Raw genomic sequence first — 11046 nt, forward strand, 5'->3', positions numbered from 1 at the left:
GTTCGCGGCCGCCCCTTCAGCTGAAGCGTTCTGAGAGCTACTGTCCCTGCTCGTCGCGGCGGCGTTGCCACCGTTGTTCGATCCGGTTCATCACGGACCGGCGCTGCCGGGACTGCCGACGGTCACCCGCACCACCGGTGCGCACCGACTGCTGTTCGCCCGGCTTGGGCGCGTTGCGCCATGCCGTGACCGCGAGCACCGCGCAGCCCAGCATGACGAGGAAGCCCACCACGCTGACCCAGGTCAGCCGGGCGACCATTCCGCCCATGAGGAGCGCGATACCCACCAGAAAGCCAGCGACCGCCTGGTAGACCCGTCGCCGGGTGTACGTACGCAGCTTGCTTCCCTCGAGCGCTGTCGCGAACTTGGGATCTTCGGCGTACAGCGCTCGCTCCATTTGCTCGAGCATTCGCTGCTCGTGCTCCGAGAGCGGCACGGAGTCCTCCTCGTCGTCGGCCGCGGGGGGGCGGCCGGTATGCGGCCCTTCCAGGATAGGCAGGGAATCGCCCCCGTGAAACCCGCCCTCATTGCGAAACAGCCAGTCCGGGCCGCCACGACGGCTCAGTTGTTGAGTTGATTCCCCAACCTCCGATCCGTCATGCCGGATGGTGTCCCCCGATCATACGGGGCCGGAGCGCCGAACGGGGCTGTCGGTGCGTACTCCGTCTGCCGCTGCGTCGCTGATCAGCCGCACTCCCGCCGGTACCCCTCAGGGGGCGTCAGCCCCGCTTGGTGCCCAGGACGTGCAGCTGGGTGGCCACGGAGTGGAAGGCGGGCAGTTCCGCGGCGGCGGCCTCCAGCCGGAGCAGGGCCTCCATCGCGCCCGGCTCGGTGTCCACCAGGACCCCGGGGACGAGGTCGGCGAAGACCCGGACCCCGTGCACGGCGCCCACCTCGACGTCGGCGGCCCTGACCAGCTCGGTCAGCTGCTCGGCCGTGTACCGCCGGGGCACCGGGTCCCCGTCGCCCCAGCGGCCCTGCGGGTCGCCCAGCGCGTGCCGCGCCTCGTTGAAGTGGCCGGCGAGGGCGCGGGCCAGGACGGCACCGCCGAGACCGGCGGCGAGCAGGCTCAGCGCCCCGGCCGGACGGAGGGCCTCCACCGCGTGCCGTACGCCCTCGGCGGGGTCGTCCACGTACTCCAGGACGCCGTGGCAGAGCACCGCGTCGTAGCCCCCGCGCTCCACCACGTCGAACAGGCCGAGGATGTCGCCCTGCACCCCGTGCACCCGGTCGGCGACCCCGGCCTCGGCGGCGCGGCGCTCCAGCGCGAAGAGCGCGTTGGGGCTGGGGTCGACCACGGTGACCCGGTGGCCGAGACGGGCGGCGGGCACGGCGAAGTTGCCCGTGCCCCCGCCGGTGTCCAGCACGTCCAGGGCGTCCCGGCCGGTCGCCTTGACCCGGCGGTCGAGGGCGTCCTTCAGGACCTCCCAGACCACGGCGGTACGGAGGGAGGCACGGGGGCGCAGCGGGTCCGACACGGCAGTTGACTCCTCGGCACGGGCCGCCCGGGGGCGGAGCGTGAACAGCGCAGGTAACAGGTACCGCCCACCTTATTGCCTGGCGCCGCCCCCGCGGTCACCCTGCGTCGGGCCGCTCCCCGCGCGGCTTCGGCAGCACCGGCTGGAGGACGAGCAGCCGCTCCACCAGGCGCAGGAACATGGCCGCGTCCCGCAGCAGATCGTCGGCCTGCCGCCGGCTCGCCGCGCCGGGTATGCCCGCCTCGGCGCGGGCCCGCCGGGCGGCGCCGGAGGCGAAGAGGGCGCTCCACTCGGCCAGCTCGGGGGCCAGCTCCGGAAGGATCTCCCAGGCGCTGCGGATCGGTTCCCGGCGCCGGCGCGGAGGCTCGGGGCGGGCGCGCGCGGCGAGGACGGCGGCCGCGGTGCGCAGGGCCGCGAGGTGTGCGGTGGCGTACCGCTCGTTGGGCACGGAGAGGACAGCTGCCTCGTCCAGGCCCGCGCGGGCCTGGGTGAGGAGATCGAGGGCGGCGGGCGGTGCGGTGGTGCGCCGGACGACGGGGTGGACATCGCGGGCCGGGCCGGTCGGTGAGGGAGCAGGGCCGTCTGCGCGGCGTCGCGGGGCGGCGGCTGCGGACGAGTGGGCCATGACAGAACCTCCTGTCTCGGTGACGACTCTGTGGCCGTCTGTATCCATCGTGACTGCCCCCACTGACAATCGACCTCGACGCGGTCCTGACCTGGGCTTTTGCTTCGATCGCGAGTTCGGGTTACTTTTTGAACTGACCAGTCAGTTCAAATGAGGGGTGGGGTGCGTGGAGAGTCCGCACGGGGCGGCCGTCACCGCCGAGGGCCTGGGGCTCGAAGGGCCGCGCGGCTGGGCCTTCCGGGGCGTGACGCTGAGCGCGGCCCCCGGTTCCCTGATCGCCGTCGAGGGCCCGTCCGGCTCCGGCCGCACCTGCCTTCTGCTGTCCCTCACCGGCCGTATGCGCCCCACCGAGGGCGAGGCCGCGACCGCCGGCCTCGCCCTGCCGCGCCGGGCCGCCGCCGTCCGCCGCGTCGCGGCCCTCGGCCCGGTGCCCGGGGTCAGCGAGCTCGACCCGGCGTTCACGGTCGCCGAGCACCTGCGCGAGCGGGCCCTGCTCCTGCGCCGCTACGACGGCTCCCCGCGCGCCCTGCTGCGCCGGCCCCGTGAGCGGGCCGCAGCCGCGCGCGCCCGGATCGACGCGGCCCTGGACGCCGCCGGGCTCGATCCCGCCACGCTGCCCAAGGCGGAGCGCACCGCCGTACGGGATCTGGAGCGGACCGAGGCACTGCGGCTGTCCGTGGCCCTCGCGCTGATGGGCCGGCCCCGGCTGCTCGCGGTGGACGACACCGACCTGAAGCTGTCCGACGCCGAGCGGGCCGAGGTGTGGCGGCTGCTGCGCTCCGTGGCCGCCGACGGCACCACCGTCCTGGCCGTCTGCAGCGAGGCCCCCGAGGACGCCGTCACCGTACGCACGGGCACCGCCCCGGACACCGAAGCCACCACGCACGAGGGGGAACCGGCCGATGCGTTCGCCGAGACTGGCCGCGCTTGAGCTGAGGCGCTTCGGCAGGGGGCGGCTGCCGCGCGCCGCCCTCGCCGCGCTCCTGCTGCTCCCCCTGCTCTACGGCGCCCTCTACCTGTGGTCCTTCTGGGACCCGTACGGCCGGCTCGACCGCATCCCGGTCGCCCTGGTCAACGACGACAAGGGGGCGACCGCCGACGGCAAGCGCCTGGCGGCCGGGGACCAGATCACCGGCAAGCTCCTCGAGTCGAAGACCTTCGACTGGCACGAGGTGAGCGCCGAGGAGGCGGACCGGGGCGTCGAGGACGGCACGTACTACCTCTCGCTGCGCATGCCCGCCGACTTCAGCGCGCGCATCGCCTCCAGCGCCGGTGACTCCCCCGAGACCGGCGCGCTCCAGGTGCGTACCAACGACGCGAACAACTACATCGTCGGGCAGATATCCCGCACGGTGTTCTCCGAGGTCCGCACGGCCGCGTCCGCCGACGCCTCGCGCGGGTTCCTGGACCGGATCTTCATCAGCTTCTCCGATCTGCACGACCGGACGGCCGAGGCGGCCAAGGGGGCGGCCGACCTCAGGGAGGGGATCGGCAGGGCGAAGAAGGGCTCGAAGGACCTCGCGGACGGGCTGAAGGACGCGAAGAGCGGCAGCACGAAGCTGGCCGGCGGCATCGTGAAGCTGGACAAGGGCGCGGGCGACCTGGAGACCGGTTCGCGCCAGGTCGCCGACGGCACCCAGCTCCTCGCCGACAAGGTCAACGGGGTCGCCGCCGATGTGCGCCCGTTCCTGAAGGACAACGGGAAGGCCATCGGCGACACCGCCCGGCTGGTCGAAGACGCGTCGAAGACCGTACGGGACAACCTGGACCTGCTCGTGAAGGCCGCGCCCACCGCCGCCACCGCCGCGCACACCGCCGCCGACGACCTCACCGGGATCCACCGCACCCGGTGCGAGGAGCAGCCGGTCCCCGACCCCACCGTCTGCCCGCCGCTGAAGCGGGCCGTGACGGCGGCGGACGACGTCGCCGCCGTGGCCGACGACGTGAACGCCCTGGTCGAGAACCAGAACGGGGACCTCAGGAAGCTCCGCACCAGGCTGACCACGCTGGAGAAGCAGGCGAAGGGACTCGCCGCGCGCTCCCCGCACCTGGACGAGGACCTGGAAGCCGCGGTCAAGAAGATCAACGCGCTGAACACCGGCGCGCACAAGGTCGCCACCGGCGCGGACCGGCTGCACACGGGGCTCGGCACGGCGAAGACCGGCTCGGCCGACCTGAACACGGGCGTCGGCAAGCTCAAGAAGGGCGCCACGGACCTGGACAAGGGGCTGGTCCGCCTCAAGGACGGATCCGCCACGCTCGCCCAGGGGCTCGGCGACGGCGTCGGCAGGATCCCCGACTACGGGAAGAAGGACCGCGACGCCCGTACGGAGGTCATGGCCGACCCCGTACGGCTGGCCTCGCAGTCGCTGCACTCCGCCCCGAACTACGGCACGGGCTTCGCGCCCTACTTCATCCCGCTCTCCCTCTGGGTCGGCGCGATGGTGGCGTACATGCTGATCCAGCCGCTCGGCGGGCGTGCGCTGGCCGCCGGTGCCCCGTCCTGGCGGATCGCCCTCGCGGGCTGGCTGCCGGTGGCCGGGGTCGGGCTGCTCCAGACGGCCGCGCTGATGTCCGTGCTGCACTGGGGCCCCGGCCTGGACATGGCGCACACCGCCGGAACGCTCGGCTTCCTGGCGTTGGTCACCTGCTGCTTCGCGGCGATCGTGCAGTGGCTGAACGCCTGCTTCGGCGCGGCCGGGCGCATCCTCGTCCTCGCGCTGCTGATGCTCCAGCTGACCTCGGCCGGCGGCACCTACCCCGTACAGACCAGTCCGGGCTTCTTCAACGCGATCCACCCGTACCTGCCGATGAGCTACGTCGTGGAGGGGCTGCGCCGGCTCATCACGGGCGGCGGGCTCGGCCCGGTCTGGCAGGGCTGCGCGGTGCTCGCCGCCTTCACCGCCGGGGCGCTCGCGCTGACCGCCCTGTCGGCCCGCCGCAAGCAGATGTGGACACTGGAGCGGCTGCACCCGGAGCTGAGCCTGTGACCGTGCCGGGACCTGTGAGAATCAGGTCCATGGAAAGCAGTAGCAGCGCGCGCCGCCAGGCCACCCGGCAGAAGCTCTACGAAGCCGCCGTCACCCTCATCGCCGAGAAGGGCTTCTCGGCGACCACGGTGGACGAGATCGCCGACCGGGCCGGGGTCGCCAAGGGCACGGTCTACTACAACTTCAAGAGCAAGACCGAGCTCTTCGAGGAGCTGCTGCGCCACGGCGTCGGGCTGCTCACCTCCTCGCTGCGCGCGGCGGCCGAGGAGACCGGCGCACGCGGCGGCAGCCGGGTCGAGGCGCTGGACGCCATGATCCGGGCCGGTCTGGTCTTCATCGACCGCTACCCGGCCTTCACCCAGCTGTACGTGGCCGAGCTGTGGCGCACCAACCGCGCCTGGCAGTCCACGCTGCTGGTGGTGCGCCGTGAGGCGGTCGCCGTGGTGGAGGGCGTCATCGCGGAAGGCGTGACGCGCGGCGAGCTGAGCGAGGAGATCGACGTGCCGCTGACGGCGGCGGCGCTCGTCGGGATGGTGCTGGTGGCGGCGCTGGACTGGCAGGCGTTCCAGCCGGAGCGCTCGATCGACGACGTGCACTCGGCGCTGTCCCTGCTGCTGCGCGGCCGCGTCAGCGGACACTGAGGGCAGGCGCTCCCACTCGTACGCACGAAGGCGCCGGTCGCGCGAGGCCCGTCCCCCCGAGCCCGCCCGACCGGCGCCTTCCGTGCTGCCGGAGGACCGTCCCCCGTGACCGCGTGGTCCCGAAGTCCTCCGTCGCGCACCCCCGTTCGGAAGGGAGGTGCCGCCCCGCCCCGCCGCCCCGTGCCGGCGGTGGCGGGGCGGCGCCCCTTCCGTGGTCACCCACTCTGCCGTTCCGGCAGGTCACGGCCCATCCGTGCGGCTACTCATCCCGCGCTCTGAGTACGGGTACTCAGAGCCGGGTTCCACGCGCCCTGCCGGAATGCGGGACCCGCTGGCTACGATCGCGTGCGTGTCGGTACTCCCTCTGGTGTTCACAAGCGGCTGGGCGAGCGGGATCAACGCGTACGCGGTGGTCCTCCTGCTCGGCATATTCGGCGCGACCGGTGTCAGCGACGAGGTGCCCGCCTCGCTCCAGCGCACGGACGTGCTCGTCGTCGTCGCGGTCCTCTTCCTCTTCGAGGCGGTGGCCGACAAGGTCCCGTACGTCGACACCGCGTGGGACGCGGTGCACACGGTCGTCAGGCCGGTGGCGGGCGCGGTGGTCGCGGCGCTGCTGGCGGGCGAGAGCGGTTCGCTCCCGGAGATCGCGGCCGGTGCCATCGGGGGCTCGACCGCCCTGGTGAGCCATCTGGTGAAGGCCGGGACGCGGATGGCGGTCAACACCTCACCCGAGCCGTTCAGCAACATCGCGCTGAGCGCCGTCGAGGACCTGGGCGTCGCGGGGGTCGTCACCTTCGCGATATTCCATCCGTGGATCGCCGCCACCCTCGCCGGGACGTTCCTCGTCGTGGGCCTCGCGATCGTGGTCTTCCTGGCCTCCCGCATCCGCCGGTTCTGGCGCCGCAGGGCCGAGCGCCGTGCGGAGAAGCGCCGGGGGCAGCAGCCCGTCCTCCCCTCGCCCAACCCTCCCTGGGGCTGACGGCGGGCCTGTCGGTGGCGGCCGTTAAGGTCGCCTGCATGGCACGAATTGCGGTGATCGGCGCCGGGATGGGCGCGATGGCGGCGGCGGCCCGGCTGGCCGTGGCAGGCCACCGGGTGACGGTGTACGAGCGGTCGCGGACCTACGGCGGCTCGCTCGGGCAGTACGCCGACGAGGGCTTCACGTTCGACACGGGCCCCGGGCTGCTCCACCTCCCCGCGGTCTACCGCGACCTGTTCGTGAAGACCGGCAAGGAGCCGCTGGAGCGGTGCGTCACGCTGGCCCAGGTGGACCCGGCGAGCCGGCACCTCTTCGCGGACGGCACCTCCGTGTCCCTCCCGAACGCCTCGCGCGCCGGGACCGCAGCCGCCCTGGACAGCGCGCTCGGCGGCGGGGCGGGCGCGAGGTGGGGGGCGTTCCTCGACCGGGCCAGGGACGCCTGGGACCGCTCACGGCGGCCGCTCCTGGAGGAGCCGCTGCGCCCCGACTGGCAGGTGCTGGGCCGCGACCCGTATCCGGCCCGGGAGCACCGGCGGCTGCTGCGCCCGGCGCGGCGGGCCGGGACGGTGGCGGAGATCGGCGCCTGGGAGCTGGCCGACCCCCGGCTGGCGGCCCTCCTCGACGGTTACGCCCTCGCGTACGGCCTGGACCCCTCGCGCGCCCCGGCGAGCGCGGCCCTCCTGCCGTACATGGAGGAGACATTCGGCACCTGGTACGTGAGCGGCGGCATGCGGGAGCTGGCCCGGGCGGTGTACGAGCGGTGCCTGGCCCGGAAGGTGGAGTTCGTCTTCGGCGCCGAGGTGGCCCGGGTCGTGGAGAAGGACGGCCGCGCGGCAGGCGTGGAGCTGGCGGACGGGACGGTCGCGGAGGCCGCCCACGTGGTGCTCGGCGCCCGGCCGTGGCCCGGTCTGGTGCCGGGTCAGGAGCTGTGGGCGGACGGCGATGTGACGGTGCGTGCGGACGGTGCGGGGGCGAGCGGCCGGTTCGTGGTGATGCTGTCGCTGCGCGGCGGCCGGCCCGCGGACGCCGCGCACCGGACCGTGGTGCACCCGGCCGACGGGGCGGCCGAGCGCGAGGCGGTGTTCGGGGGCCGGATCGCCGCGCACCCCACGGTGACCGTGCTGCGCCCCGACGATCCGTCGACCCGCCCCGACGCGGAGCACGAGGCGGTGACGCTGGTGGCGACGGTGGCCCCGCACGGCCGGGTGGACTGGACGGACGAGGCGGTGCGGGCCCGGTTCGCGAAGACGCTGACCGAGGCGGCGGGCGCGGCGGTGCCGGACCTGCGGGAGCGGGTGCTGCGGACGCGGGTGCGGACGCCCGCCGAGACGGCCGCGGACACGGGCGCCGAGGGCGGTGCCGTGCCGCCGCCGGCGCTGGGCGGTGCCGGCGGCGCGTTCCTGCACCCGGCCAACCGGACCCGGTTGCCGGGCCTGTTGCTGGCCGGCGGCTGGTCCCATCCGGGCGGCGGGCTCGCGCACGCGGGCATGTCCGGGGCGCTCGTCGCGGGGACCGTGGTGGAGGGGGAGGGCTTCCGCGGCTCGCAGTGAGCGGGGCGGGGACCGGCGGCCGGGACCGTCAGTAGCGGTACTGCTCGTTGTGACCGGTGTCGTAGCCGTTCGGGTACGAGGCCGGGGCGGCGGGCTGCTGGGGGTACTGCTCGCCCTCGCGCTGCTGCGGCACCCAGACGCCGCCCGGCGGGGTCTCCGAGCCGTAGGAGCCGCCCTGCGCGTACGGGTCGGCGTACTGCTGCTGGCCGCCGTAGTTCCCGTAGCCGTCGTACGTGTCGTACTGCGGGGTGCTCGCGGTGGTGCCGATGTACGGGTCGGAGTAGGCGGCGTAGCTCTGCGCGTCGGTGCCGTAGTCGTACTGTCCGGCCCCGGCATAGGTGTCCTGGCCCTGGGGCTGGTGCGCCGGGTAGCCGTAGGGGTCGTACGCGTCGTGGCTGGGCGCGGCCTGGGGCTCCTGGGCCGGGCGGGGCGGCACGGAGTCGCTGTAGACGCCGTACTGGCCGGTGTCCTCGGGCATCGGCTCGGTCGCGTAGACGGCGGCGGGGGCGGACGGCGGGGCGGCCGGGACGTCGGGGGCGCCGCCCTCGTACTCCATCTCCAGGCCCGAGACCTCCAGCGTGGGCTTGCGGTCCCCGCCGCCGCGCCGGCGGCGGCTCTCGCCGGGTTTGCCGCCGATGGCCCAGCCGGTGGAGAAGCCCTTGCGGAACGAGAGCGTGACATAGGTCTGGCCGGTGGCGAAGGCGACCGCGCCGAGGGCGATGACGGGCACGGACGGCATCAGGACGCCGATCACCACGCCGAGGAAGCCGGTGAAGGCGAGGAGGCGCCAGCGCAGCCGCGCCTTGTACTGCAGCAGTACCTCGCCGAGCAGCCACAGCGCGACGACACCGAACGCGATGTAGAGGACCGTCCAGCCCATGCCCGCCCCCTTCTACGGCCACCGCCCCGGGTGGTGGCGGGTACGGCCGGTCACGACTGCTTGTGCAGTCCGAGATTCTCGTAGATCTCGAGCGTCGCAGTCGAGTTGTTCAGCGTGATGAAGTGCAGTCCGGGCACACCCTCGGAGAGCAGCTTCGCGCTGAACCGCGTTGCGAAGTCGATGCCAATGGAGCGTACAGCGGCTGCGTCGTCCTTGGCAGCGAGGATGCGCTCTTTCAGGTCGTCGGGCAGCGCCGCGTCGCTGAGCTGGGAAAGCCGCTCCAGCTGGCGGACGTTGGTGACCGGCATGACCTCGGGGATGATCGGAGTGTCGCAACCGGCGGCGACCACCCGGTCACGCATCCGGAGATACGCCTCGGGGTCGAAGAACATCTGGGTGATCGCGTAGTCGGCGCCCGCGCGGCACTTGTCCACGAAGTGCCGGACGTCGGTGTCCCAGTCGTCGGAGCGCGGGTGCCGCTCGGGGAACGCCGCGACGCCCACGCAGAAGTCGCCGGCCTCCTTGATCAGCCGGACCAGGTCCGCCGCGTAGCGCACACCCTGCGGGTGCTCGACCCAGGGGCCCATCGGGTCGCCCGGCGGATCGCCGCGCAGGGCGAGGATGTTCCGGATCCCGGCGTCCGCGAACTGGCCCACCATGTTGCGCAGTTCGGCGACCGAGTGGTCGACGGCCGTGAGGTGGGCGACCGGGGTGAGCGTGGACTCGGCGGCGATGTCCTGGGTGGCCTTCACCGTGCCGGCGCGGGTGGAGCCGCCGGCGCCGTACGTCACCGAGACGAAGCTCGGCGCGACGGCCTCGACCCGGCGCAGCGCGTTCCACAGGTTGCGCTCGCCCTTCTCGGTCTTGGGCGCCCAGAACTCGAACGAGTACGAGGTCGCGCCGGTCGCGAGCATCTCACGCACGGTGCGCGCGTGATCCGTTCTGGTGGAAGGTGTGCCAAGGGCCATACGGGCAGGTTAACCAGGGCGGGGCGGGCCCCCAACCGAACCGGGGTCATTTGCCGGAATTGACTGATTCTTGTCCATCCTTCGGACAGATCCGTCCCAGGCCTGCCGGGGCCGCCGCTCCGGGCGCGGCCGCCCCGTCAGGCTCCGGCGCGCTCGCGGACCCGTCGTGCCAGCTCAGCGGCGGCCGCGCCCGGGTCGGACGCCTCGGTCAGGGCCCGCACGACGACGATCCGGCGGGCCCCGGCGTCCAGCACCTGGTCGAGGTTGTCCGCGTCGATGCCCCCGATGGCGAACCAGGGCCGGGCGGGGGCGAGCGAGGCGGCGTGGCGGACGAGGTCCAGACCGGGCGCGTGGCGGCCGGGCTTGGTCGGGGTGGGCCAGCAGGGGCCGGTGCAGAAGTAGTCCACGCCGGGCTCGGTGACGGCGGCGTCGACCTCGGCCTCGGCGTGCGTGGAGCGGCCGATGACCGGCTCGGTGCCGATGATCGCGCGGGCCGCCGGCACCGGCAGGTCGCCCTGGCCGAGGTGGAGGACGTCGGAGCCGATGGCGTGGGCCACGTCCGCCCGGTCGTTGACGGCGAGGAGCTTGCCGTGCCGCTTGCAGGCGTCCGCGAGGACCGCGAGGTGGTCGAGCTCCTCCCCGGCCTCCATGCCCTTGTCGCGGAGCTGGACGATGTCCACCCCGCCGGCGAGGACCGCGTCGAGGAAGTCGGGCAGGTCGCCCTGGCGCCTGCGCGCGTCCGTGCACAGGTAGAGCCGGGCGTCGGACAGCTGCGCGCGAGGCGTGGACATGGTGCGGTTCCCCCCGGGAAGACGGTTACGGCGGATCGGTGGTGCGGCGCGGGGGGGGGGGGGGGGGGGGGGGGGGGGGGGGGGGGGGGGGGGGGGGGGGGGGGGGGGGGGGGGGGGGGGGGGGGGGGGGGGGGGGGGGGGGGG

11 protein-coding genes are annotated in these 11046 nt (G+C 74.0%); 5 read left to right on the forward strand and 6 right to left on the reverse strand.

Going from position 1 to position 11046, the window contains the following annotated elements:
• Positions 1-37: 37 nt before the first annotated feature.
• From ACN6LM_RS36375 to ACN6LM_RS36385, 3 genes are all read right to left on the reverse strand, one after another.
• A complete protein-coding gene (locus tag ACN6LM_RS36375; protein ID WP_383298541.1) occupies positions 38-436 on the reverse strand; it encodes a DUF3040 domain-containing protein in 399 nt (132 codons plus the stop codon).
• 283 nt (positions 437-719) lie between these two features.
• Positions 720-1478 (reverse strand): class I SAM-dependent methyltransferase, encoded by a 759-nt coding sequence (locus tag ACN6LM_RS36380; RefSeq protein ID WP_445069700.1) that lies wholly within the window; start codon positions 1476-1478, stop codon positions 720-722.
• Between the two features lie 97 nt (positions 1479-1575).
• A complete protein-coding gene (locus tag ACN6LM_RS36385; RefSeq protein ID WP_445069701.1) occupies positions 1576-2103 on the reverse strand; it encodes an SAV_6107 family HEPN domain-containing protein in 528 nt (175 codons plus the stop codon).
• A 166-nt stretch (positions 2104-2269) separates the two neighbouring features.
• Here ACN6LM_RS36385 and ACN6LM_RS36390 point away from each other — a divergent pair, with 166 nt between their 5' ends.
• The 5 genes from ACN6LM_RS36390 to ACN6LM_RS36410 all read left to right on the forward strand — a co-directional run bounded on the left by ACN6LM_RS36390 (position 2270) and on the right by ACN6LM_RS36410 (position 8263).
• Positions 2270-3034: an ATP-binding cassette domain-containing protein gene (locus tag ACN6LM_RS36390; RefSeq protein ID WP_445069702.1), complete on the forward strand. Its 765-nt coding sequence runs from the start codon at positions 2270-2272 to the stop codon at positions 3032-3034.
• Entirely contained in the window at positions 3006-5093 is a 2088-nt protein-coding gene (locus ACN6LM_RS36395) for a YhgE/Pip family protein (RefSeq protein WP_445069703.1), read from the forward strand. Before ACN6LM_RS36390 ends, ACN6LM_RS36395 begins: the two co-directional genes overlap by 29 nt.
• Before the next feature lie 29 nt (positions 5094-5122).
• Positions 5123-5734, forward strand: a complete 612-nt coding sequence (locus ACN6LM_RS36400; protein ID WP_143622539.1) for a TetR/AcrR family transcriptional regulator — start codon at positions 5123-5125, stop codon at positions 5732-5734.
• A gap of 349 nt (positions 5735-6083) precedes the next feature.
• The gene (locus ACN6LM_RS36405) at positions 6084-6713 is read left to right on the forward strand and encodes a DUF4126 domain-containing protein (protein ID WP_445069704.1); all 630 of its coding nucleotides are present in this window, start codon (positions 6084-6086) and stop codon (positions 6711-6713) included.
• 38 nt (positions 6714-6751) lie between these two features.
• On the forward strand, positions 6752-8263 hold the full coding sequence (locus tag ACN6LM_RS36410) for a phytoene desaturase family protein (protein ID WP_445069705.1): 1512 nt from the start codon (positions 6752-6754) through the stop codon (positions 8261-8263).
• Positions 8264-8291: 28 nt separating this feature from the next.
• On the opposite strand, the gene ACN6LM_RS36415 is transcribed toward ACN6LM_RS36410, so the two are convergent.
• The 3 genes from ACN6LM_RS36415 to thiE form a co-directional block, all read right to left on the reverse strand.
• Complete coding sequence (locus ACN6LM_RS36415) at positions 8292-9143, reverse strand: hypothetical protein (protein WP_445069706.1); 852 nt, start codon at positions 9141-9143, stop codon at positions 8292-8294.
• 50 nt (positions 9144-9193) lie between these two features.
• Positions 9194-10111 carry a methylenetetrahydrofolate reductase [NAD(P)H] gene (gene metF / locus ACN6LM_RS36420; protein WP_445069707.1) on the reverse strand — a complete coding sequence of 306 codons (918 nt, stop codon included), beginning with the start codon at positions 10109-10111 and terminating at the stop codon, positions 9194-9196.
• Between the two features lie 137 nt (positions 10112-10248).
• Entirely contained in the window at positions 10249-10902 is a 654-nt protein-coding gene (thiE, locus tag ACN6LM_RS36425; protein ID WP_445069708.1) for a thiamine phosphate synthase, read from the reverse strand.
• Positions 10903-11046: the final 144 nt, after the last annotated feature.

Source organism: Streptomyces sp. SAS_281, assembly GCF_052542855.1.